The sequence below is a fragment of the Chitinolyticbacter meiyuanensis genome, from assembly GCF_008033135.1.
Taxonomy (GTDB): Bacteria; Pseudomonadota; Gammaproteobacteria; order Burkholderiales; family Chitinibacteraceae; genus Chitinolyticbacter; species Chitinolyticbacter meiyuanensis.
In genome coordinates this window covers 3,042,526-3,063,179 of the sequence record NZ_CP041335.1, presented here as the reverse complement: position 1 = coordinate 3,063,179, position 20,654 = coordinate 3,042,526, and the positions used below count along the sequence as shown (strand labels likewise).

Annotated in this window: 25 protein-coding genes; 10 read left to right on the top strand and 15 right to left on the bottom strand. The window is 65.6% G+C overall.

Annotation, left to right across the window (positions count from 1 at the left end; genetic code table 11):
- Positions 1 to 156: 156 nt before the first annotated feature.
- A complete protein-coding gene (locus tag FLM21_RS14505; RefSeq protein WP_148716254.1) occupies positions 157 to 1,083 on the bottom strand; it encodes a LysR substrate-binding domain-containing protein in 927 nt (308 codons plus the stop codon).
- 130 nt (positions 1,084 to 1,213) lie between these two features.
- On the opposite strand from FLM21_RS14505, the gene FLM21_RS14500 reads away from it, so the two are divergent.
- From FLM21_RS14500 to FLM21_RS14485, 4 genes are all read left to right on the top strand, one after another.
- Complete coding sequence (locus tag FLM21_RS14500) at positions 1,214 to 1,825, top strand: FMN-dependent NADH-azoreductase (protein ID WP_148716253.1); 612 nt, start codon at positions 1,214 to 1,216, stop codon at positions 1,823 to 1,825.
- A 63-nt stretch (positions 1,826 to 1,888) separates the two neighbouring features.
- A complete protein-coding gene (locus FLM21_RS14495; protein WP_148716252.1) occupies positions 1,889 to 2,356 on the top strand; it encodes a pirin family protein in 468 nt (155 codons plus the stop codon).
- Between the two features lie 9 nt (positions 2,357 to 2,365).
- On the top strand, positions 2,366 to 2,878 hold the full coding sequence (locus FLM21_RS14490) for a GNAT family N-acetyltransferase (protein WP_148716251.1): 513 nt from the start codon (positions 2,366 to 2,368) through the stop codon (positions 2,876 to 2,878).
- Between the two features lie 62 nt (positions 2,879 to 2,940).
- Positions 2,941 to 3,441: a gluconokinase gene (locus FLM21_RS14485; RefSeq protein WP_187359917.1), complete on the top strand. Its 501-nt coding sequence runs from the start codon at positions 2,941 to 2,943 to the stop codon at positions 3,439 to 3,441.
- A gap of 51 nt (positions 3,442 to 3,492) precedes the next feature.
- On the opposite strand, the gene FLM21_RS14480 is transcribed toward FLM21_RS14485, so the two are convergent.
- The 4 genes from FLM21_RS14480 to FLM21_RS14465 all read right to left on the bottom strand — a co-directional run bounded on the left by FLM21_RS14480 (position 3,493) and on the right by FLM21_RS14465 (position 5,764).
- Complete coding sequence (locus FLM21_RS14480) at positions 3,493 to 4,056, bottom strand: YceI family protein (protein WP_148716250.1); 564 nt, start codon at positions 4,054 to 4,056, stop codon at positions 3,493 to 3,495.
- 18 nt (positions 4,057 to 4,074) lie between these two features.
- Entirely contained in the window at positions 4,075 to 4,635 is a 561-nt protein-coding gene (locus FLM21_RS14475) for a YceI family protein (protein WP_148716249.1), read from the bottom strand.
- A gap of 32 nt (positions 4,636 to 4,667) precedes the next feature.
- A complete protein-coding gene (locus FLM21_RS14470; protein ID WP_148716248.1) occupies positions 4,668 to 5,204 on the bottom strand; it encodes a cytochrome b in 537 nt (178 codons plus the stop codon).
- Positions 5,205 to 5,302: 98 nt separating this feature from the next.
- A complete protein-coding gene (locus FLM21_RS14465) occupies positions 5,303 to 5,764 on the bottom strand; it encodes a MarR family winged helix-turn-helix transcriptional regulator (protein ID WP_246120730.1) in 462 nt (153 codons plus the stop codon).
- 133 nt (positions 5,765 to 5,897) lie between these two features.
- On the opposite strand from FLM21_RS14465, the gene FLM21_RS14460 reads away from it, so the two are divergent.
- Entirely contained in the window at positions 5,898 to 6,539 is a 642-nt protein-coding gene (locus FLM21_RS14460) for a carbonic anhydrase (protein WP_148716246.1), read from the top strand.
- Between the two features lie 56 nt (positions 6,540 to 6,595).
- On the opposite strand, the gene FLM21_RS14455 is transcribed toward FLM21_RS14460, so the two are convergent.
- From FLM21_RS14455 to FLM21_RS20865, 5 genes are all read right to left on the bottom strand, one after another.
- Positions 6,596 to 7,066 (bottom strand): tetratricopeptide repeat protein, encoded by a 471-nt coding sequence (locus FLM21_RS14455; RefSeq protein WP_148716245.1) that lies wholly within the window; start codon positions 7,064 to 7,066, stop codon positions 6,596 to 6,598.
- 70 nt (positions 7,067 to 7,136) lie between these two features.
- Positions 7,137 to 7,931, bottom strand: a complete 795-nt coding sequence (locus tag FLM21_RS14450) for a Cof-type HAD-IIB family hydrolase (protein ID WP_148716244.1) — start codon at positions 7,929 to 7,931, stop codon at positions 7,137 to 7,139.
- Between the two features lie 124 nt (positions 7,932 to 8,055).
- The gene (locus tag FLM21_RS14445) at positions 8,056 to 8,685 is read right to left on the bottom strand and encodes a DUF924 family protein (RefSeq protein WP_148716243.1); all 630 of its coding nucleotides are present in this window, start codon (positions 8,683 to 8,685) and stop codon (positions 8,056 to 8,058) included.
- Between the two features lie 53 nt (positions 8,686 to 8,738).
- Positions 8,739 to 9,155 (bottom strand): GNAT family N-acetyltransferase, encoded by a 417-nt coding sequence (locus tag FLM21_RS20870; RefSeq protein WP_187359916.1) that lies wholly within the window; start codon positions 9,153 to 9,155, stop codon positions 8,739 to 8,741.
- Between the two features lie 49 nt (positions 9,156 to 9,204).
- Positions 9,205 to 9,849 (bottom strand): hypothetical protein, encoded by a 645-nt coding sequence (locus FLM21_RS20865; RefSeq protein ID WP_187359915.1) that lies wholly within the window; start codon positions 9,847 to 9,849, stop codon positions 9,205 to 9,207.
- Positions 9,850 to 9,953: 104 nt separating this feature from the next.
- On the opposite strand from FLM21_RS20865, the gene FLM21_RS14435 reads away from it, so the two are divergent.
- Positions 9,954 to 11,120: a BaiN/RdsA family NAD(P)/FAD-dependent oxidoreductase gene (locus FLM21_RS14435; protein WP_148716241.1), complete on the top strand. Its 1,167-nt coding sequence runs from the start codon at positions 9,954 to 9,956 to the stop codon at positions 11,118 to 11,120.
- A gap of 419 nt (positions 11,121 to 11,539) precedes the next feature.
- On the opposite strand, the gene dapB is transcribed toward FLM21_RS14435, so the two are convergent.
- Together dapB and FLM21_RS14425 are read right to left on the bottom strand one after the other, a co-directional pair.
- Entirely contained in the window at positions 11,540 to 12,340 is an 801-nt protein-coding gene (gene dapB, locus FLM21_RS14430; protein WP_148716240.1) for a 4-hydroxy-tetrahydrodipicolinate reductase, read from the bottom strand.
- 2 nt (positions 12,341 to 12,342) lie between these two features.
- On the bottom strand, positions 12,343 to 12,810 hold the full coding sequence (locus FLM21_RS14425) for an outer membrane protein assembly factor BamE (protein ID WP_148716239.1): 468 nt from the start codon (positions 12,808 to 12,810) through the stop codon (positions 12,343 to 12,345).
- Between the two features lie 132 nt (positions 12,811 to 12,942).
- Here FLM21_RS14425 and fur point away from each other — a divergent pair, with 132 nt between their 5' ends.
- The 4 genes from fur (at position 12,943) to FLM21_RS14405 (ending at position 15,445) form a co-directional block, all read left to right on the top strand.
- Positions 12,943 to 13,374: a ferric iron uptake transcriptional regulator gene (gene fur, locus FLM21_RS14420; protein ID WP_148716238.1), complete on the top strand. Its 432-nt coding sequence runs from the start codon at positions 12,943 to 12,945 to the stop codon at positions 13,372 to 13,374.
- A gap of 18 nt (positions 13,375 to 13,392) precedes the next feature.
- Positions 13,393 to 14,100, top strand: a complete 708-nt coding sequence (gene aat / locus FLM21_RS14415) for a leucyl/phenylalanyl-tRNA--protein transferase (protein WP_148716237.1) — start codon at positions 13,393 to 13,395, stop codon at positions 14,098 to 14,100.
- Positions 14,097 to 14,813: an arginyltransferase gene (locus tag FLM21_RS14410; protein ID WP_148716236.1), complete on the top strand. Its 717-nt coding sequence runs from the start codon at positions 14,097 to 14,099 to the stop codon at positions 14,811 to 14,813. Before aat ends, FLM21_RS14410 begins: the two co-directional genes overlap by 4 nt.
- A gap of 89 nt (positions 14,814 to 14,902) precedes the next feature.
- Positions 14,903 to 15,445 carry a biliverdin-producing heme oxygenase gene (locus tag FLM21_RS14405; RefSeq protein ID WP_148716235.1) on the top strand — a complete coding sequence of 181 codons (543 nt, stop codon included), beginning with the start codon at positions 14,903 to 14,905 and terminating at the stop codon, positions 15,443 to 15,445.
- 4 nt (positions 15,446 to 15,449) lie between these two features.
- Here FLM21_RS14405 and FLM21_RS14400 read toward each other — a convergent pair whose 3' ends face one another.
- The 3 genes from FLM21_RS14400 to FLM21_RS14390 are packed head-to-tail and all read right to left on the bottom strand — an operon-like array spanning position 15,450 to position 20,608.
- Positions 15,450 to 17,846 carry a PAS domain-containing hybrid sensor histidine kinase/response regulator gene (locus FLM21_RS14400; protein WP_148716234.1) on the bottom strand — a complete coding sequence of 799 codons (2,397 nt, stop codon included), beginning with the start codon at positions 17,844 to 17,846 and terminating at the stop codon, positions 15,450 to 15,452.
- Positions 17,839 to 18,336: a response regulator gene (locus FLM21_RS14395; protein ID WP_148716233.1), complete on the bottom strand. Its 498-nt coding sequence runs from the start codon at positions 18,334 to 18,336 to the stop codon at positions 17,839 to 17,841. The genes FLM21_RS14400 and FLM21_RS14395 overlap by 8 nt, the downstream gene beginning before the upstream one ends.
- On the bottom strand, positions 18,329 to 20,608 hold the full coding sequence (locus FLM21_RS14390) for an ATP-binding protein (protein ID WP_246120729.1): 2,280 nt from the start codon (positions 20,606 to 20,608) through the stop codon (positions 18,329 to 18,331). Before FLM21_RS14390 ends, FLM21_RS14395 begins: the two co-directional genes overlap by 8 nt.
- Positions 20,609 to 20,654: the final 46 nt, after the last annotated feature.

Below are 20,654 nucleotides of genomic sequence, written 5' to 3'. Positions count from 1 at the left end.
AACTCCTCTCAGCGATGCCGCACTGACAGGGCGCATGCCTGCAACCGAAGCAAGTCCGATTTACTGCTTGTTCCGAGGGGAATGAAGGAAATCCGGTCGATCGTTTTTCAGGACGCGTTGTGCTGCTCACCCGGATTGCCAAACCGGTTTGTCGCGCTAGGCGCTTGTCCGCTGCGCATCCATCTCCTGGCACATCGGCACGTGCTCGGCCAGGTAGTCGAGCAGTGCGCGCACCGCCGGCACCAGGCCGCGGCGCGAAGGGAATACCGCGTGAAAGAGGCCGGGCGCCAGCGACCAATCCGGCAGTACTGGCACCAGCCGGCCGTCACGCAGTTGGTCCTCGCACATGTATTGCGGCAGGTAGCCCGCGCCCAGGCCGCTGAGCACGGCGAGCTGCAGCGTCAGCAGATCGTCGGCGATATAGCGCGGGTAGTGCTGGAGGGCGAATTCGGCACCGCCTGGCCCGATCAGCCGCAGGGTGGCCCGGCCGTCCACCGCCGACATCGCCACGGTATCGAGCCAGGAAAGCTCCTCTGGCCGGCTCGGCTGGCCCTGCCGCAACAGCTGCGTGGGGCTGGCCACCAGCATGGTGCTGGTGCGGCCGAGCTGCTTCACCACCAGGCTGCCGCTGTCAGACAACGTGGGGCGTACACGCAGTGCCAGGTCCACGCCTTCCTCGATCAGGTCGACCACGCGGTTGCTCACCTGCATGTCCACCTTCACCTGCGGGTAGGCGGCGAGGAAACGCGGCATCAGGTGGCCGATCACCGTCTGCGCCAGCGTCACCGGGCAGACCATGCGGATGGTGCCGCGTGGTTCGGCCTGCACGTGTGCCACCGCCTCGCCAGCGCGCTCGGCCTCGTCGCGGATCGCCGCGCAATGGCGGTAATACAGCTCGCCGGTCTCGGTGAGCGACAGCTTGCGGGTGGTGCGCTGCATCAGCCGCACGCCGAGGCGTGCTTCCAGCTCGGCCACCCGCCGCGATAGGCGCGATTTGGGAATGCCCAGCGCGCGGCTCGCCGCGGCGAAGCCGCCGCGGTCGACCACCTCGGCGAAATACAGCATGTCGTTCAGATCCTGCATGGTGCGGCTCGATTGTCCTATTGGTGGGACAATCTATCGCATTTTCGCCGGCTTATCATGGAATCGACGCAGCAGCAGAATGCACTCCAACACCACGACGCGTGGTGACGACCCGACAGGAGAAACCATCATGAAGCTGCTGCACATCGATTCCAGCGTCCTTGCCGCCAACTCCGTTTCGCGCCAGCTGACTGCGCGTATTGCCGCCGAATGGCAAGCCACCCACCCCGGTACCCAGGTCGACTACCTGGATCTGGCGACCGACACCCCGGCCCACCTCTCCGGCGAAATCCTTGGCGCCCGCTTCACTCCGGCCGAGGCGCACAACGCTGTGCAGAAGGCGGAAACCGAGCTCACCGAAGCGCTGCTGACCCAGTTCCTGGCCGCGGACGTGATCGTGGTCGGTGCGCCGATGTACAACTTCTCGATCCCGAGCCAGCTCAAGGCATGGATCGATCGCATTGCCCAGGCCGGCCGCACCTTCAAGTACACCGAGAATGGCCCGGTGGGCCTCGCCACCGGCAAGACGGTGCTCGTGGCATCGAGCCGCGGCGGCGTGTACTCGGCCAGCGAAGCACTGCGTGCACTCGATCACCAGGAGGCCTATCTCAAGACGGTGTTCGGCTTCCTCGGCATCACCGATGTGCGCTTCGTGCGTGCCGAAGGCGTGAACATGGGCGACGCGAAGAAGGCCGAGGCGCTGGCATCGGCCGAGAAGGAAATCGTGGCACTCGCTGCCTGATCCGTATCGGTAGTCTGACCATGGGCCCGGCACTGCCGGGCTCTTTTACTTGGAGCGGGGAATATGGACGGCGGAGGGCTGATCTGCGTATTCGAGGATGCTACTGCGCCGCTGGCACTCGGGCCCCGTGAGCGGCTGGAGCCTGGCGATGTCGCACTGCTGGCTGCGTCACCGGCGTTACAGCGTACCGACGTAGCCTGGTTGCCGGGTCATACCGGCGACGAAGTGCGCTGCTGCAAATGCCAGATTCCGGTGGTGACGGCGCCCGGGCTGCGGGTTCGGGTATTGGCGGGGCGCTTTGCCGGCGTAGCTGGCGCGCTGCCCTGGCCTGCGCGGTGCCTCGATGCCTATATCGCCACCTGCGCGGTGTTGCCGCTGGGGCAGGGCGAGCGTTGGCGTCTGCTATACGGCGAGGTGGTCGACGAGGGCGATGGCCTGCGCGCACTGCAGCCCAGCCATGTGCTGCTGTGGTCGGACATCGTGGAAAACACCGATCCCGCCGGGGTGCCCGTAAGCATTAGTTACTGCTAAAGTTGTTGCATGTCGTATCCCGCCAAGCCCCTGTCTGCGCTGACCGTGCGCGTAGCCACTGCCGAGGATTTCGCCAGCATTTGGCCGATCTTCCGCGCCGTGGTCTCGCGCGGCGACACCTATGTCTATGCGCCGGAGACCGACGAGGTGGAAGCGGAGCGGCTATGGATGCAGCTGCCGCTGCGCACCTACGTGGCCGAGCTGGGCGGCGCCATCGTTGGCACCTATTACCTCAAGCCCAACCAGCTAGGCCTGGGCGATCACGTGGCCAATGCCGGCTACATGGTTGCCGATGCCGCGCGCGGCCAGGGCGTCGCCTCCGCCATGTGCCTGCACTCGCTCGATACCGCGCGGGCACTCGGCTTCAAGGCCATGCAGTTCAATTTCGTGGTCAGCAGCAACCACGGCGCGATCCGGCTGTGGGAGCGCCACGGTTTCGCCGTGGTCGGCCGTGTGCCGGGCGTGTTCCGCCATCCCGCGTTGGGGCTGATCCCGGCGCTGGTGATGCATCGCTTTCTCTGATCGGTGCCGACGCTCGCCAGCCAGCGTGGTGCCCGCTACCCTGCGTGGTGAGGGAGGATACGATGGCATCGAACATCATCGTGATGGGCGTATCCGGCAGCGGCAAATCCACTGTCGGTGCTGCGCTGGCGGCGCGGCGGGGTTGGCGTTTCGTCGATGGCGACGATCTGCATCCGCCGGCCAATGTCGCGAAGATGGCGGCGGGCGAGCCCCTGACCGATGCCGATCGTGCACCATGGCTCGCGCGGATCGCCGAGGCCTTGCAGGACTGCGGGGACATCCCGCTGGTGATCGCCTGCTCTGCGCTGAAGCGGCGCTATCGAGACCGCCTGCGGCAGGCCGATTCCGGTGTACGCTTTGTGTTCCTCTACGGTAGCGCCACCTTGCTCGCGCAGCGATTGAGCGGGCGTGCCGGCCACTTCATGCCTACCAGTCTGCTGCAAAGCCAGCTCGACGCGCTGGAAGCGCCGGGGCCGGACGAAGCGGATGTGCTGCCGTTGGCGATCTCCTTGTCGCTGGCGGAACAGCTTGCGGTCATTGAACACAGTCTGCAGCAGCGCTGAACGCGCAGTAAAAAGCCCCGCATTGCGGGGCTTTTGTCCGGGCGCTGGCGCTTACTTCAGGCCGGCTTCCACCTGGATGGTCAGCTTCACTTCGTCGCCCACGGCCGGCACATAGGCGCTCATGCCGTAGTCGCTGCGCTTGAAGGTGGCGGTGGCTTCGGCGCCACACCATTGCTTCTTGGCCATCGGGTGCTGGCCGCACTTGAAGTTGCTCACGGTGAGGGTCAGCGGCTTCGAAACGCCCAGCAGGGTGAAGGTACCATCCACGCCCACCAGCTTGTCGCCGTCGAACTTCAGCTTGTCCGACTTGAAGGTGGCGGTCGGGAATTTGGCGACGTTGAAGAAATCCTCGCTCTTGAGGTGGTCGTCCCGCTTGGCGAGGCCGGTGTCGAGGCTGGTGGTGTCGACGGTGATGTCGAGGCTGCCGGACTTCTTGGCGCTGTCGATCACGATGGTGCCGGTGGTCTTGTCGAACACGCCGTGCTGCACTGAGAAGCCCAGGTGGTTGAGCTCGAAGCGCGGGTAGGTGTGGGTCGAGTCGATCTCGTAGGTTTGCGGAGCGGCGACGGCTGCGGTGGCAGCGGCGGCGAACAGCGAGGCGATCAGCAGTTTCACGGTGGGTTTCTCCAGTGCTTATTGGCCGGGCTTGCCGGCGAGGGTGAAGCGGAACTTGACTTGCACGTCGTCGGCGACGGTCTCGGTGTCAGCCCAGGCGCCATCGCCCAGCTTGTATTGCAGGCGCTTGAGCGGGAAGCCGCCATCGAGCTGCAGATCGTTGCCGACCGGCTTGGCGGTGAACTGGGCGACAACGTCGCGGCTGGTGCCCTTGATCGTGAGCGGGCCGCGGGCTTCGAACTTGCCGCCGCCCAGCGCCTTCACGCTCTTGGCGGTGAAGGTGGCCTTGGGATGGGTGGCCACGTCGAACCAGGCCTTCTTCTTGGCCTCGGCATTGCCGTCCGGCCCGCCGACATCGATGCTGGCCAAGTCGACGGTGAAGGTGGCTTGCGTGGCTTCGGGCTTGGCCGGGTCGAATGCGACCTGGGCGGCGAAGGTCTTGAAGTTGCCGTCCACCCCCACACCCATCTGCTTGAAGGCGAAGCCGATCTGGCTCTTGGCCGGGACCAGCGTCTGCGCGGCGAAGGCCGGGGCGGCCAGGGAGAGCGCGACGAGCGCGCCGGCGAGCATGCGTTTCATGGTTTCTCCTGGTTGTTGTACGGATGCGTGGCTCAGTGCTGGCCGGGCAGCATCCGCTTGAGCGTGATATCGCGGTCGATGAAGTGGTGCTTGAGCGCGCCGGCCACATGCAGGCCGACCACCACCAGCAGCGTGTACGCCACCACCTCGTGCGTCTCGGCCAGGATATGGCCCAGCGCTTCGTCCTTGGGGACGAAATCCGGCAGCGGGACTACGCCGAACAGCACCACCGGGAAACCCTTGGCCGAGCTCATCGCCCAGCCCAGCAGCGGCACCAGGGCCATCAGCAGGTACAAGAGGTGGTGCACGCCGGCAGCGAGCCGGGTCTGCCAGGCGGGCTGGCCCGGCAGTTCATGCGGCGTACCGTGCTTCAGACGCCAGGCCAGGCGTGCCACGAACAGGATCAGCACGCTGATGCCGATCCACTTGTGATACGAATAGAGCTTGAACTTGAGCGGCGACAGCGGCAGCGAGCCGATGTACCAGATGAGTCCGAACGCGGAAAGGATCAGCAGGGCGATCAGCCAGTGCAGGCTTTTCTGTACGCCGTCGTAACGTTCTGCAGCCATGTCTTCTTCCTCGGTCTGGGCAGGGATAAGCCGATTCGGGCCGGATGACGCTGCATCATAGACACAATGTTTCCGCCGAAAATCGTGGGGATGCGTGATTAATTATTCAGCTTTTCGCAACAATCGCCGAAGCCCTGTTCCATGACCGCACGCAGCTGCTTCAGGCTGGCTTCGATGGTGGAAAGTTCCTCGGGCGACAAGGTGGCGAACGCCGGTTCAAGATAGGCGACGTGGGGCGAAAACACCTGCTCGAACACCGCACGGCCAGCGTCGGTCAGCGCCACCGTCAGGCTGCGCCGATCACCGGGCGTGATCTCGCGGCTGATCAGGCCGCGCTCCACCAGGCGGTCGAGCACGCCGGTCAGCGTGCCCTTGGTGATCAGCGTGTGCTCGCCCAGTTCGCGGCAGCTCATGCCGCAGGTATTGCCCAGCGTGGCGATCACATCGAACTGGCCGGGGGTAAGCCCGACCTGGCGGATGTGATGGCCCGACAGACGCTCGAACGCCTGGTAGCAACAGGCAAGCTCGCGCAACACCGGCAGGAACGGGGCTTGCGACACGATGACCTCCTAATGATTCTAGTTAGAACTGTTTATGTAACGTAATCAACTGCCGGCCGCAAGGGGATTTACCTGTACAATCGCCGCCGACCAACAGCCTGCCGCCTTTGCGGCGCCGACCGGGAGTGAATATATGTCCGATGCCGACAAGCTGATTGGCGGTTTCCGCCGCTTCCAGAACAAGTATTTCGCCGGCGAAGGCCAGCTCTTCGAAACACTGAAGCGCGGCCAGAATCCGAGCACCCTGTTCATTGCCTGTTCCGATTCCCGGGTCGATCCGGCCATCATCACCGATTGCGACCCAGGCGACATCTTCGTGGTGCGCAACGTCGCCAACCTGGTGCCGCCCTACGAAGTCGACGGCACCTTCCATGGCGTGTCGTCCGCCATCGAATACGCGGTGTGCGTGCTCAAGGTGAAGCAGATCGTGGTGCTGGGCCACTTCGCCTGCGGCGGGATCCGCGCGCTGGTGGAAGGCTACGAGCCACAGACCGATGCCGATTTCGTTGGCCGCTGGGTGCGCATCGCCGAGCGCGCGCGCTACCAAGTGCTGGCGCCGGGTGATGATCCGGCGATCCGCCTGCGTCGTTGCGAAATGGCGGCCATCGTGGTCTCGCTCGACAACTTGCTGAGCTTTCCCTTCATCGCGGAGCGCGTCGAGCGCGGCGAATTGGAGCTGGCCGGCTGGTACTTCGATCTGGAGCAGGGCGCGCTCTACCAGTACAACCGCGGCGCTGGTGCGTTCGAGGTGCTAGTCGATTCGCTGGCGGCCTGAGTACATCACGCCCCAACGACAACAGGCCCCGCGGGGCCTGTTGTCATATCCATTGCTCAGTGATGCGCCGCGTGCCATTCGGCGATGGCGGCCTTGAGATCCTGGTACTGCTCGCATTCGCCGCATAGCCGGGCCAGCTGTGAGAGATCGGCTTCGGCGGCCTCAGGCTTGTTGGCCAACAGCCAGGTCTCGCCGCGATATTCATAGGCGCCCAGGTGCTTGGGATCCAGCGCGAGCGCGCGATCATAGGCGGCAAGCGCTTCCGGGATGCGGCCCTGCTTGCGGTTCACGTAGCCGGTCCAGTTCCAGGCATCGGCATTGTTGGGGTCGCTTGCGCGCACGCTGTCGAGCTTCTGTTTCGCGGCGGGCCAGTCTTTTTGTTCGATATCGCGCTCCGCATCGTGCAGCTGCGTGGCCGTGGCGGGCTTGCCACCACCGCTTCCGCCACTTCCTCCACCGCCGCCGCCCCCGGCAGCGAGCGGCACGGCGGGCAGGCACAGGATGATGATGGGCAGCAGCGGTTTCATGATGGCGCTCCAGGGACGGTTTTCCTGTTCCTAGCACAACGACATCACCGCTGCGGCGTTGACGCGAAAATCAGATGCCGAACAGTTCGTGCAGCTTGAGGGCGACCCCGGCTTCGGCATTACTGGCAATGCGCGGCACGTTGGGCAGGCGTTCCAGCAGGCGCGGGCTGGCGTTGCCCATGATGAAAGGGTGACCGGCAGTCTGCAGCATCTCGGCGTCGTTCAGGTTGTCGCCGAAGGCGGCGCAATGGGCTGCATCGATGCCCAGTTCGCCCATCACCACGGTCAGCGCGTGGCCCTTGGAGACGGTGGGCGCCATCACCTCCAGGCAGTCCAGCGCCGAGAAGGTCACATAGAGCTCATCGTCGAAACGCTCGCGGATCTTGGTTTCCAGATCGAGCAGGTGGGCGTGCTCGCCGATGTAGAGGATCTTGCCCACGTCCTCGCCGCTGTAGTTCGGCACGTCGGCCACGCGATAGAAGAAGCCCGAATCCTGGTGGTACTTCATCAGGCTCTCGTTCGGCGCGGCAATCAACCACTCGTTGCTCAGGTAGAGGCTGAGCGAGGTGCCAGCGGCGAACTCGGGCTGGGTGAGCTCGCGCACCAGTTCGGGCTCGATGTTCTCTGCGTGGATCTGCACGTCATCCGGATCGTGCACGCGTGCGCCGTTGGAGGTGATCAGGTAGGCGCGGATGCCCAGCACACTGCGGATGGCCTTCACGTCGCAATAGTGACGGCCGGTGGCAATGGCGAACTTCACGCCCATGGCTTCCAGCTTTTGCAGCGTGGCGGCCGTATCCGGGTTCACGGTGTGGTCGGGGGCGAGCAGGGTGCCGTCGAGGTCGGTGGCGATCAGCTGGAGCATGGCGATTCCGAAGGACGATGAGCAAACCCTGATTTTATCGGAGCACGTTGCCGTCGCCGATCCGGAATACTGCCTAGCCGGCGCACGATCATGCACGGTAGACAATATAGGCAAAACCGTCGAGTCAGAACCCGCCGTGTTCGGCGATCCACGCCGCCTCGCGCGTGGTGCTTTCGCGGCCCAGCACCGCGTTGCGATGCGGAAAGCGGCCGAAACGGCGGATCGCATCACGGTGACGCACGGCATAGTCGTAGAAGCCGGCGAAATCCGGCTGATCCTGCCACGGCCGGGTCAGCGCCACCGAGCGATCCTGGTCGGCGAGCGATTCGGAATGCTCGAACGGCAGGTAGACGAACAGCCGCTGTAGCGGCGCCAGTGATTGCACCCAGCCTTGCGTGAGTGCCTGCGTGGCATGGCGCCGCGCGGCCTCGTCCCCGGCAAAGGCGCGCGCGCTGCCACGAAACAGGTTTCGCGGAAACTGGTCGAGCACGATCACGAGCGCCAGCGCGCCATCCGGGCCATCGGCCCAATGATCGAGCTCGCCAATGAGCGCCGCCTCGACGACGGCGAGGAAACGGCTGCGGATGGCCGCATCGAATTCATCGTCGCGCTTGAACCATTGCTGGCGGAACGCCAGCGCCTCGTCGGGCGGGCCGAACCAGAAGGCCAGCACGTCCTGCGGTTGCACGGTGTTGGGGTTGCGGCCGCTTTTGACACGGCCTTCAGGGCTGCTGCGACGGATCAATCCAGTCATTTTGGGTTCCTGCTCGTGCGGGAGGCGGGGCGGGGGCGCTGCCGCCGCGTCGATCATTGCGTGGAGAGCTCGTACAGCACGTCGGGGCAGCGTTCCTCGTTTGCGCTGCCGTCGGTGCAGGACAGCGCCCGAAAGCCATGACGCTCGTAAAACCGGCGAGCCCCACTGTTGGCTTGAAAGGTACGCAGCCGGATGGGCCGCGTGAGTGACGACAGCGCCAGTTGCAACAGCGCAGAGCCTATTCCCCGGCCGGCACAGGCCGGAGCGACGTACAGCTGGTCGATCCAGCCGGCGCCGTCATCGTGGGACACGGCCAGCACACCAAGAATGGTGCCATCCTGGCACGCGACCGAGACGCCCCCGGACGGAATCAGCACCTGTTCGACCCAATCATGGACGGTGGCTGGCGGATGTGCGATCGGCGCATAGGGGATGAAGGCTTCGCGCGACGACATCAGCAGCTCAGCCACCTGCGAAGCGTCTTTTCCCGATGCCGGACGCAGCGTAAACGTAAGGCGATCAGCGTTCGGCATACGGCGCGACCTCCACCTCAGCACCACGTTGGGGCGCCATCGGCAGGTTGAGTGCGACGAGGTGGGCGGAGAGCCGGGCGAGCTCGGCATTGCGCGGCTGGCGGCGGGCCATTTCGGCCAGCGTGGCTTGCAGGCCCAGGCCGTCGCGCGCGGCGAGTTGCACATCGAGCAGGTAGAGCTCGGGTGTGATGTCGTCGCGGGCAAACTGCTTGCGCCATTGCTGGTATTGCTGCTGCGCGCGCTTGAGTTTCGGGCTGATCACCCGGCTTGGCAGGTCATCGCCCAGCGTGGCCACCGTAGCGAGGTTGGCTGGCGCGCGCTCCAGTGCCTGGCGCAATCCGGCCGGCAGGGCGGTACGTTCGCGGGCGTCAGCGCCATCGCTGCGGCGCGGGCCGCTGGCGGCGAGCTGCAGCGTGGCAGGCCCGGTCCAGAGCCCGCTGCGTGCCCGGGCGGTATCGGCAATGCGCAGCGTCGCCCCAGCGGCAAGCTGGACTGCCTCGGCGCCGTCGAGCGCGCGCAATACCGTCACGGGGGCATTGCCCTGGCGCACCTCGCCTTCGACGGTGGTGACGATCAGCGTGGCGTGGGCGAGCGGGGCAAGGCAGAGCAAGGGCAGCAGGCGCAGACGCATGGCGGTCTCGGTTAGGTGGAACCGGCAGTGTACGGGACACGCGGGCGCATGTTCCATCGCGGCCTCGCTTACAATCGCGGCCTGGCGAGGATATACAGATGACGATGCAGACAACCGATGTGGTGGTGATCGGGGCCGGGGCCGCCGGCATGATGTGCGCGGTCACGGCTGGCGCGCGCGGTCGGCGGGTGACGCTGATCGACCACAGCGAGAAGCTGGCGGAGAAGATCCGCATTTCCGGTGGCGGGCGCTGCAACTTCACCAACCTCGATGCGCGGCCGGAATGCTATCTGTCGCAGAACCCGCATTACTGCAAGTCGGCGCTGGCGCAATACACGCAGCACGATTTCATCAAGCTGGTGCAAAAGCACGGCCTGGGTTTCCACGAGAAGACGCTGGGCCAGTTGTTCTGTGACGATGGCTCGCAGGCCATCATCGACATGCTCAAGGCCGAGGTCGACGCTGTTGGCGTCCTTTGGCGCATGGGCACCGGCGTGTTTGGCATCGAACGCACCGAATCTGGCTTCGTGGTGCGGACCGCTGCGGAAACCTGGCAATGCGAGGCCCTGGTGATCGCCAGCGGCGGGCTGTCGATTCCCCAGATCGGTGCCACTGCGTTCGGATACGAGGTGGCCAGGCAGTTTGGCCTTGCCATCGTGCCGACCACACCGGCGCTGGTGCCGCTCACCTTCCAGCCGCATGACCTGTGGGAAGAGCTGGCCGGTGTGGCCGTTGAGGATGCCGTGGTGTCCTGCGGCAAGACGCGCTTTCGCGAGGCCATCCTGCTGACGCATCGTGGTGTATCCGGCCCCGCCATTCTGCAGATTTCGTCGTATTGGCAGCCGGGGCAGGCGATCAGCATCGATTTCCTGCCGGAACTCGATGCCACCGAGTTCCTCGCCGGCGCTAATCGCGATGCGCTGCTGTCCACGGTGCTGGCCGAAGTACTGCCGCGCCGGCTGGCTCAGGCCATTGCGGCGGAGTTCGGCGAGGTGAAGCCCCTCAAGCAATATGGGCCCAAGCCACTGGCGCAGCTGGCGGAACGGTTGAAGCGCTGGCAGGTGATCCCGTCCGGTACTGTCGGCTACAAGAAGGCCGAGGTCACGCGCGGCGGTGTGGATACGCGCGGCCTCGATTCCAAGAGCATGATGGCCAAGACGGTGCCGGGGCTTTTTTTCATCGGCGAGGTGGTCGATGTGACCGGCTGGCTGGGCGGCTACAACTTCCAGTGGGCCTGGTCGTCCGGCTTTGTCGCCGGTAGCCACGCCTAGCTTTGGCGAGCACGATTGGACCGCAATGGCGGGCCAACGTTCGCATCACCGGCGATCGACTTGTGCTGGATCAACGGTGCTGCGACCGTTCATGACATTCATGTTGAAAAGCGTCGGCCACGGGCGTAAGTTGAAATCGTCTTCGGGGCCACGAGCCGGCCTGATGGCGATGAATCGGAAGATCGTTCTTTAACTCAAACCTTGGCAAAGGCGTTGCCGCAGTGATGCGGTCGCGATTGAAGACGGATCAGCGCGCGGCATGCAGCGCGCAGATGAGCCCGTATCCGGGCCCAGGCCAAGCACTCGAACTTGATCCGGACTCGAAGACCCACGGGGCGCCAGCGGCGCCCCGTTCCTTTTTTACGCAGGGCAAAACAAATGGGGCGCTGTGGCGCCCCATTCTGCAGGTGCTGTCTGCGTCAGTTGAGGCCCAGCACATCCTGCATGCTGAAGTGGCCGGACGTGCGGCCGGCGAGGAAACGCGCGGCGCGCAGGCTGCCCTGGGCGTAGATCGTGCGGTTGCTTGCCTTGTGGGTGATCTCGATACGCTCGCCGGGGCCGGCGAATACGGCAGTGTGATCGCCGATCACGTCACCACCGCGCAGCGCGGCAAAGCCAATGCGGCCTTCCTCACGCTCGCCGGTGATGCCCTCGCGCGACCAGGTGGCAATGTTCTTCAGCTCCTGATCCCAGGCGCGGGCCACCGCTTCGCCCATGGCGATGGCAGTGCCGGACGGGGCATCGACCTTGTGCTTGTGGTGCATCTCGACGATCTCGACGTCGTAGCCCTGGTTCAACACCTGGGCGGCCACTTCCAGGAGCTTGAACACTAGGTTTACGCCCACGCTCATGTTGTAGGCCGAGACGATGGCGATGTCGCCGCTGGCGGCCTTGATCGCCTCGCGCCCGGCTTCGTCAAAGCCGGTGGTGCCGATGATCATGTTCACGTGGTGTTCGCGGCAGAGCGCAAGGTGGGCCAGCGTGCCCTCGGGGCGGGTAAAGTCGATCAGCACGTCGGCGCCTTTCAGGGCCGCGAGATCGGCGGTGATCGCCACGCCACTGGGCTTGCCGAGAAAGGCGGTGGCATCGGTGCCGATGCTGTCACCGCCAGCGCGATCGAGCGCAGCGTGCAGTTCGCAGTCCGGCGCCGCGAGCGTTGCTTCGATCAGCATGCGGCCCATGCGGCCGGAGGCGCCGGCAATCGCAATCTTGATCGTCATGGTCAGAATTCCTTGTCGAGCAGCGGCTTGACCTCGACGTCCTTGCCGGTGCCGGCTGCGCCCGGATTGATCTCCGAGCTCATGGTGTCGTCCTTCTTCTGGTCGGGCGCAAGCTTGATTGCGCGCTGGTCTGCGACTGCCGGCAGGGTATCGCCTTGCCAACGGGCCACGCTGTCGCCGTCGAAGAAGATGGACAGCGCCTTCTTCTGCTGCAGCTTGCCACCCTTGGCGTCGCTGTACACATAGTCCCAGCGGTCGGCGTGGAAGGGGTCGTTCAGCAGCGGCGTGCCGAGCAGGAAACGCACCTGGCTGCGGGTCATGCCGACCTTGAGCTGGTCGGCCTTGTCGGCGGTCACTTCGTTGCCTTGCGGGATGTCGAGCTTGTAATGGGGAACGGCGTTCAGCGTGCCGCAGCCCGCGAGCAGCGCGGCGAGCGCCAGCGAGAGCAGGGTCGGTTTGATGATGTGCATGCCTGGATTCACGGGGAAAGCGGGGGCTCGGGATGGGCGTGCCGCAACGGTTTGCGGGCGCACGGCGTTTGTCGTACGGGTCAAAGGCTATATCATACCGGGGTTGAACACTTGTCGCAGCCGAGAGAAACCATGAGCAACGCCGCCGACCTGAAAGAAGCCGGACTGAAGGCCACCGGACCGCGTCTGAAAATCCTCAATCTGTTCGAGCAGAGCGAACAGCGTCACATGACGGCCGAAGACGTGTATCGGCTGCTGCTGAACGACCACACCGACATCGGCCTCGCCACCGTCTACCGCGTGCTCACGCAGTTCGAGCAGGCGGGCATCCTGGTGCGCCACCACTTCGAATCGGGCAAGGCGGTGTTCGAGCTCAACCAGGGCGGTCACCACGATCACCTGGTGTGCGTGAAGTGCGGCAAGGTCGAGGAGTTCTACGATCCGGAAATCGAGAAGCGCCAGGACGCCATTGCCGAGAAACACGGCTTCGAGATCCAGGATCACGAGCTTTACCTGTACGGCGTTTGTGCCGACTGCCAGCAGAGGCGCCAGAAGCGGGGCTGACATCGCCGCCGCATGGCCATGATCTCCTGGCTGGGCGAAGCCCCGCTGTTCCCGCCGTTGTCCCGCGCGCTGGTCGATCCCAACGGCCTGCTGGCCGCGGGTGGCGATCTTGCTCCCGAGCGGCTGCTGGCGGCCTATCGGGCCGGCATCTTTCCCTGGTTCATGCCGGGCGAGCCCATCCTGTGGTGGAGCCCGGACCCGCGTACGGTGCTCTTTCCGGCCGAGCTCCATGTGCCGCGCTCACTGGCCAAGGTGATCCGGCACCGTCGCTACACGGTGCGCTTCGATAGCGCCTTCGATGAGGTGCTGTCCGGCTGCGCCGGCCCACGCAGCGGCGTGCGTGGCACCTGGATCACCGACGAGATGCGCGCCGCCTACGGCGCGCTGCACCACCTGGGGCACGCGCATTCGGCCGAATGCTGGATCGATGGCGAGCTGGTCGGCGGCTTGTACGGTGTGGCGATCGGCCGCATGTTCTATGGCGAATCGATGTTCGCCCGTGCCCCAGATGCCTCCAAGATCGCCTTCGTCCATCTGGTGCGCTGGCTCGATGCGCAGGGCTTTGGCCTGATCGATTGCCAGATGCGCACCGATCATCTGGTCCGTTTTGGTGCCCGGGACATTGCCCGTGACGAATTTGTTGCTACGCTGGCGATATTGACGGCGCAAACGGCACCGCCGCAACGCTGGTCCTACCTGCACCACAACCCGGGAGCGCTTACATGAATCCGCGCGGCCACGCGATTCAACTGCAGTTCTATGCGACAGCGCCTTATCCGTGCAGCTACCTGCCGGAGGAGATGGCGCGCTCCCAGGTGGCCGTGCCGTCCGAGCTGATCGATACCCGCACCTACAGCCAGCTGGTGCAGCACGGTTTTCGCCGCAGCGGCCAGTTCGTCTACCGGCCGCACTGCGATGCCTGCCAGGCCTGCGTGCCGGTGCGCCTGCCGGTGGCCGAATTCGAGCCCAATCGCAGCCAGCGCCGCGCCGGCAAGCAGCATGCCAACCTCAAGACCCGCATCCTCGGTCTCGAGTATTCCGAGGCGCATTTCCGGCTGTACCAGCGCTACCAGGCTGCACGCCATTCGGGGGGCGGCATGGACGAGGACGGCCGCGAGCAATACGAGAGCTTCATCCTCAAGAGCAATGTCGCGAGCTTTCTCGCCGAATTCCGCGAAGGCGCCGAGGTGCGCATGGTCAGCCTGATCGACCAGCTGGAGGACGGGCTGTCGTCGGTCTACACCTTCTACGATCCGGAAGTGACGCACGCCAGCTTCGGCGTGTTCAACATCCTGTGGCAGGTGGGGCTGGCCCGGCAGCTGGGCCTGCCCTACGTCTACCTCGGCTACTGGATCGGCGAGTGCCGCAAGATGGCCTACAAGACCCAGTACCAGCCGATCGAGGGCCTGATCGGCGGCGAATGGCAGCGGCTCGCCTGAGCCCGACGTGAAGAGTGCCGGATGCGGTGCTTGAAGCCGTCACCACTGCAGCGGTTCAATGGCGCATTGCCCGATCACCGCCGTTGCCGATGAGCCTGAGACTGACCCTGCGCGATGCCACGCGCGATCTGCACCATGAACTCGATGCGCTGCTCGACGATGCGCCATTCGCCGACGCCGCGCGCTATGCCCGTTTCCTGCGGCGCCAGGCCGCTGCACTGGTTCCGTTGGAGGCCGCGCTGGAGGCAGCGGGTGTGGCGGCACTGCTGCCCGATTGGCCGCAACGCCGTCGCAGCGCGGCATTGCAGGCGGATCTGGCGCTGCTGGGGGAGCTACCGCGGCAATACCCGGTGCTCGATCAGGCCTGCGACCCGGCGGCAAGCTGGGGGCTGCTTTACGTGCTGGAAGGCTCTCGGCTGGGGGCGCGGCAATTGAAGCGCGCACTCGACGCTCAGGGCGATACCGCGATGCGTGCCGCATCGAACTATCTGGCGCACGGCGAGGGCCTGCCGTTGTGGCCCGATTTCCTGCGGCGGCTGGAAGCGCTCGATCCCGCTGTGCATGCACCGGCGCAGGCCGGGGCCCGGCAGGCATTCGGGCTGTTTCTGGCGGCTGCGCGGACCACGGCCTGAGCAGCTAGCTGCGCGCGAGCAGTTGGTTCAGTTGCTGGCCCAGTAGCGCAGCCGTATAGGGCTTCTGCACGATGGTGGTATTGGGCAGGTCGAGCTGGTCGTGCTCGATATAGCCGGTGACGAACACCACCGGCAGTTGCGGCTGCTGTACCCGGGCACGGCGAGCGAATTCGGCGCCGTTCATGCCGGGCATCGCGTAGTCCGCCACCAGCGCATCGACCTTGGGGCTGGCGGCCAGCAGCGCGAGGCCTGCTTCGCCACTGTCGGCCACCAGCACCTGGTGCCCGAGATCCTGCAGGTGTTGTGCATTGACGAGCCGCACCAGTGGATCGTCGTCGACCATCAGCACGGTGAGCGGGCTGAACGCGGTGTCGGCAAGCGGGGCCGATGGCGCTTCCGCTGGTGCGGCGTTGGCGTGCCAGCGCGGCAGGTAGACGACCACCCGTGTGCCATGCTCCGGCTCGCTCGACAGCGTGACGCCGCCGCCCGACTGGATGGCAAAGCCATAGACCTGGGCAAGCCCCAGGCCCGAGCCCTTGCCGACCTCCTTGGTGGTGAAGAAGGGCTCGAATGCCTGGCTCATTACTTCGGCGGTCATGCCATGGCCCTGGTCTTCGACAGCGAGGCAGACGTAGTCGCCGGGCACCGGGGCGCCCGGCTGCGGGGCCTCGCCCGCGACGCTGGCATTCCAGCTGCTGAGCACGATGCGCCCGCCCTCGGCCGAGGCATCGCGCGCATTGATCGCAAGGTTGAGGATGACCATCTCCACCTGCGTGGGATCGGCGAAACCGGTCCACAGGTCGTCGGCCAAGCGGGTTTCCAGCTGTACGGTGCCACCAAGGCTGCTGGCCAGCAGGTCCAGCATCGCGCCGATCAGCGCGTTCAGATTGACCGCCTGCGTGGCGAGCTGTTGCTGACGCGAGAAGCTCAGCAACTGGTGGGTGAGGCGGGCGCCACTCTTGGCTGCGCTGGCGATGTTCTGCAGCCGCTGGCGGGTCTTGTCGCCGACCTCGACATTGCGCAGGTCGCGTTCGACGAAACCGGCATTGCTCAGCACCACCGTGAGCAGGTTGTTGAAATCGTGGGCGACGCCGGCGGTGAGCCGGCCGACTGCCTCCAGCCGCTGCATCTTCTGCAGCGTCGCTTCCATCCGTTGCCGTTGTGCGATCTGGTCGCGCAGTTGCTGGTTGGCGCTGGCGAGTTCCGCCAGCCGTGCCTTTTCCGCCGTCACGTCACGCACCACGCAGAACAGCAGCGCGTCGGCCCCGGCGACGGTCCAGGATAGCCAGTGCTGGTGGCGCGCGCCTTGCAGCCGGGTCTCGAAGCGCACGGTCAGGCCCGGCAGCAGCCGGGCCAGCGCGCTGCGTGCGGCCTCGGCATCTTCGGCGGCGATATAGCGGTACAGTGGGCCATCGAGCAGCAGCGATTCCGACAGCCCCAGCGCGTTGCTCCATGCCGGGTTGAGCGAGACTGGGGTGAGATCGGGATGGAACACCGCCAAGAGATCGTCCGACAGCGTCCAGACGCGATCGCGCTCACTGGTGCGCAGGGCAACCAGCTCCTCCAGCGCGGCATTGAGCCGTGTCATCGCCTCGGCATTCTGATGGCGCTCGGTCACGTCCATCACCACGCCGACGAAATGGGTGCACAGGCCATCGTGAAAGAAGGCGCGGCCGCAAGTGTTGATCCAGCGCAGCGTGCCATCCGGGTGCACCACGCGGAAATCGGTATTGCACTCGGGTGCGGCCGGGGAATGGATGATGTGGGCGATCAGTTCCATCATCCGGCCGCGGTCGTCCGGGTGCACGCCCATCTCGAAGGTGGACAGCGTAACCGCTGCATCCGGCGCCAGGCCGAACATCTCGCGGCAGCGTACATCCCAGATCAATTCGCCGCTGATCGGGCGGAAATCCCACATGCCCAGCTGTGCCGATTCGGCGGCGAGCTGGGTGTTGATGCGGCTGGTCACCAGCGCCTGTTCCGCCCGTTCGCGGCGGCGGCGCTCGTCCACCAGCGTGAGCGCGCGCGCGATCGAGGCAGGCAACAGCGACAGCCGCTGCTTGACGATGTAATCGGTGGCGCCGCGGCGCATCATGTCGACCGCGGTTTCCTCGCCCATTACGCCGGAGAGGAAGATGAACGGCACGCCGGGCGCCAACCGGGCGGCGAGGTCGAGCGCGGCAGCACCGGAGAAGGTCGGCAGCAGGTAATCCGACAACACGATGTCGACGGCGCCCGTCAGCGCCGCGATCAGATCGGCCTCGGTTTCCACCACCTGCCAGTCGGCATGGAAACCGGCACGCTCCAGTGCCAGCCGGGTGAGTTCGACATCCATGGCGTTGTCTTCGACATGGACCACCCGCATCAGCCGGGTGGGCGGTACGCCGACGAGACTATTCATCGGCACTGCCCGTACCGCGTGGCCGGCGCGTGCGCTGGCCGATCACCCGCATCCGCGCGCTGCCCGGCGGCGGCTCGTTGAGCACCGCCCAGAAGATGCCGAGCTCGGCGATGGCGGCGACGAAATCGCGAAATTCCACCGGCTTGACCACATAGGCATTCACGCCCAGCTGGTAGGCCCGGCTGAGGTCCGGCTCCTCGCTCGACGAGGTCAGCATCACGATGGGAATGCTGCGCAGCTCCGGCGATTCACGCACCGTCTTCAGCACTTCCAGCCCGTCGACCTTGGGCAGCTTGAGGTCGAGCAGGATCACCGCCGGGTTGTCGCCCAGCCAGTGGGCGAAATCACCACGGCGGAACAGGCAATCGAGCGCTTCGGCGCCATCGCGCACCACTACCACCTCGTTGGCCAGCTGGCTGCGTTCGAGCGCTATCAGCGTCAGTTCCAGATCCTTGGGGTTGTCCTCGACCAACAGGATGGGCTTAAGCATGCGTCGACCTTTGCTTGGTGTGCGCCGATCCGGCCTTGGGCAGCGCGATATAGAAGGTGGCGCCGACGTCGGGCTCACCCTCGGCCCAGGTCTGGCCATTGTGGCGCTCGACGATGCGCCGCACGTTGGCAAGGCCGATCCCGGTGCCTTCGAAATCCTCCATGCGGTGCAGGCGCTGGAACACGCCGAACAATTTGTTGGCATACCGCATGTCGAAGCCGACGCCATTGTCGCGCACGTAGAGCACATCGCGGTCATTGTCGTTGTAGGCGCCGATCTCGATGCTGGCCCTGGCGCGCGGCCGCGTGTACTTGATGGCATTGGCGATCAGGTTGCGCAGCGCCAGGTGCAGGAAGGTGCCGTCCGCCCACAGCCGCGGCATCGGCTCCACCGTCCATTCGATTTCGCGGTCCATGTAGTCGGGCAGCATCTCGCGCTGGATGCTGGTGATCAGCTCGTCCACGTTCACCCGGCCGGGGCGGATTTCCGAGCGGCCCATCTGCGAGAAGGTCAGCAGGTTGTCCACCAACTGGCCGGCAAAGCGCGCCGATTCGGCGATGTTGTCGAGGAAGTGCTGGCCGCGCTCGGTCAGCATCTCCTGCTCGGTGTCGATCAGCAGCTCGGCGTAGCTGGCGATATGGCGCAAGGGCGCGCGCAGATCGTGCGACACGCTGTAGGAGAACGATTCGAGCTCGCGGTTGCTCTTCTTCAGCTCGTCCGCGAGTTCGGCCAGCTCCTCGGCCTTGCGCAGCACGATACCGAGCACGGCGCTACGCAGTTCCAGCGCGCCATCGAGCTCGGCGTCGTCCCACGGCGTGGCCTGGCCGCGCACCGTTTCCTGCCAGCTGGCGAAGCTGGCGCGTGGGCCGAGCCGTGGCTGCCCGCTCGCATCGCTCGCCACCTTGGCGGGCTCGCCCGCCCAATTGACGGTACGAATGGTCTCGGGGCGGAACCAGATCAGGTAGTGCGGGTGCAGCTCGGAGATCGATACGGCCAACAGGCCACCGGCATGCAACTGCAGCTCGGGCAGTTCCGGGCAGTCGCGTGCGAGGCTGTCGCTGGCGTAGAGGTCGCGCGGCGGTCCGGCGCTCAGCCATTCGACCAGCTTGCGAACCTGTGCCACCGGCGGTGCCTCGCCGACGAGATCGACCCGGCCGGCGGTGACGATGGCAGCGCCGCTGGCGCGGGCGAAGTCGAGCATGCCTTGCGGCATCTGCAACAGGCCGCCGGTGACGCTGTCGCGATCGGCCATCGCGGACAGCATGTGCACCACCTGGCGCCGCAGCGACAGCATGTGCGTGGCAAGGTGATGGGCTTCCTTGGCCTCGATCTGCAGCGACAGCAGGTTGCCCAGCAGCTCGCAGGCGGTCCGCGTGTGAAAGCGCACCGGTCTGGCCGCGTGGTCATGGCAGGAAATCAGCCCCCACAACCGGCCCTCGATCACGATGGAGATCGACATCGAGGCCTGCGTGCCCATGTTTTTCATGTACTGCACGTGTATCGGCGACACACTGCGCAGCATGGCAAAGCCAAGGTCCAGCGGCGCACCGGTATCGGGGCGCAGTGGCGGCAGCAACGGCGAGGGCTGGTAGTCGGCGTCCGGGATCACCCGGATGCGGTTGAGCACGTAGAGCTCGCGTGCCTGCGCCGGAATGTCGGATGCGGGAAAGTGCAGCCCGAGGTAGCGCGCGTAGCCAGGGTCGGTTTCCTCGGCGATCACCCGACCGTGGCCATCGTGATCGAAGGTATAAGCCAGTACCCGTCCGTAGCCGGTCATGCGCTTGACTTCGCCGACGGCCAGCGCGCACAGCGTGGCGATGTCGTCCGCCTCGTGCAGCTGGGCCACGAAGGTACGCACCAGCGGGTACATGCTGCTGAAGGCCTGCTCGGCGCCTTCGGCGGCCGGTTCGAATTCCAGCACGGTGATGTCATCCTGCCGGTGCACCACCCACTCGAAGCGGCGGATCGTGCCATCGGCGGCGCACAGCGCCACGGTGCCCAGGTGGTGCGGCTCGGCATGTGGCTCGTCGAGCGCCAGTGGCAGCGGCTGTTGTGGCTGTGCCAGCAAGCCGGTGAATGCGTTGCCGAGCAGCGTTTCGGCGCGATGGCCCAGCCAGTGCTCGACGCTGCGGCTGAGCTGGCGGATCACCCCATCCGGCGTGCTCAGCGCCAGCAGGAAGCCGTGTGGCTGCACGCTGCCCGGCACCCGGATGGGTTCGCGTGCGCAATCTGCATTGAATTCGCTCGTCGTCTGCGTGGCGTCGGTCGCCAAGATCGCCTCCCGGGGCATGCTGCTTGCCCCGGGATTATGTCTGAGT

Bases quoted from the DNA above. Each gene is read 5' to 3' on its own strand.
- fur (WP_148716238.1), top strand. From the start codon at position 12,943: ATGAGCAACGCCGCCGACCTGAAAGAAGCCGGACTGAAGGCCACCGGA.
- FLM21_RS14500 (WP_148716253.1), top strand. From the start codon at position 1,214: ATGAAGCTGCTGCACATCGATTCCAGCGTCCTTGCCGCCAACTCCGTT.
- FLM21_RS14395 (WP_148716233.1), bottom strand. From the start codon at position 18,336: ATGCTTAAGCCCATCCTGTTGGTCGAGGACAACCCCAAGGATCTGGAA.
- aat (WP_148716237.1), top strand. From the start codon at position 13,393: ATGATCTCCTGGCTGGGCGAAGCCCCGCTGTTCCCGCCGTTGTCCCGC.
- FLM21_RS14485 (WP_187359917.1), top strand. From the start codon at position 2,941: ATGGCATCGAACATCATCGTGATGGGCGTATCCGGCAGCGGCAAATCC.
- FLM21_RS14490 (WP_148716251.1), top strand. From the start codon at position 2,366: ATGTCGTATCCCGCCAAGCCCCTGTCTGCGCTGACCGTGCGCGTAGCC.
- FLM21_RS14460 (WP_148716246.1), top strand. From the start codon at position 5,898: ATGTCCGATGCCGACAAGCTGATTGGCGGTTTCCGCCGCTTCCAGAAC.
- FLM21_RS20865 (WP_187359915.1), bottom strand. From the start codon at position 9,849: ATGCGTCTGCGCCTGCTGCCCTTGCTCTGCCTTGCCCCGCTCGCCCAC.
- FLM21_RS14435 (WP_148716241.1), top strand. From the start codon at position 9,954: ATGCAGACAACCGATGTGGTGGTGATCGGGGCCGGGGCCGCCGGCATG.
- FLM21_RS14450 (WP_148716244.1), bottom strand. From the start codon at position 7,931: ATGCTCCAGCTGATCGCCACCGACCTCGACGGCACCCTGCTCGCCCCC.
- FLM21_RS14475 (WP_148716249.1), bottom strand. From the start codon at position 4,635: ATGAAACGCATGCTCGCCGGCGCGCTCGTCGCGCTCTCCCTGGCCGCC.
- FLM21_RS14445 (WP_148716243.1), bottom strand. From the start codon at position 8,685: ATGACTGGATTGATCCGTCGCAGCAGCCCTGAAGGCCGTGTCAAAAGC.
- FLM21_RS14400 (WP_148716234.1), bottom strand. From the start codon at position 17,846: ATGAATAGTCTCGTCGGCGTACCGCCCACCCGGCTGATGCGGGTGGTC.
- FLM21_RS14425 (WP_148716239.1), bottom strand. From the start codon at position 12,810: ATGCACATCATCAAACCGACCCTGCTCTCGCTGGCGCTCGCCGCGCTG.
- FLM21_RS14455 (WP_148716245.1), bottom strand. From the start codon at position 7,066: ATGAAACCGCTGCTGCCCATCATCATCCTGTGCCTGCCCGCCGTGCCG.
- FLM21_RS14410 (WP_148716236.1), top strand. From the start codon at position 14,097: ATGAATCCGCGCGGCCACGCGATTCAACTGCAGTTCTATGCGACAGCG.
- FLM21_RS14495 (WP_148716252.1), top strand. From the start codon at position 1,889: ATGGACGGCGGAGGGCTGATCTGCGTATTCGAGGATGCTACTGCGCCG.
- FLM21_RS14405 (WP_148716235.1), top strand. From the start codon at position 14,903: ATGAGCCTGAGACTGACCCTGCGCGATGCCACGCGCGATCTGCACCAT.
- FLM21_RS14505 (WP_148716254.1), bottom strand. From the start codon at position 1,083: ATGCAGGATCTGAACGACATGCTGTATTTCGCCGAGGTGGTCGACCGC.
- dapB (WP_148716240.1), bottom strand. From the start codon at position 12,340: ATGACGATCAAGATTGCGATTGCCGGCGCCTCCGGCCGCATGGGCCGC.
- FLM21_RS14470 (WP_148716248.1), bottom strand. From the start codon at position 5,204: ATGGCTGCAGAACGTTACGACGGCGTACAGAAAAGCCTGCACTGGCTG.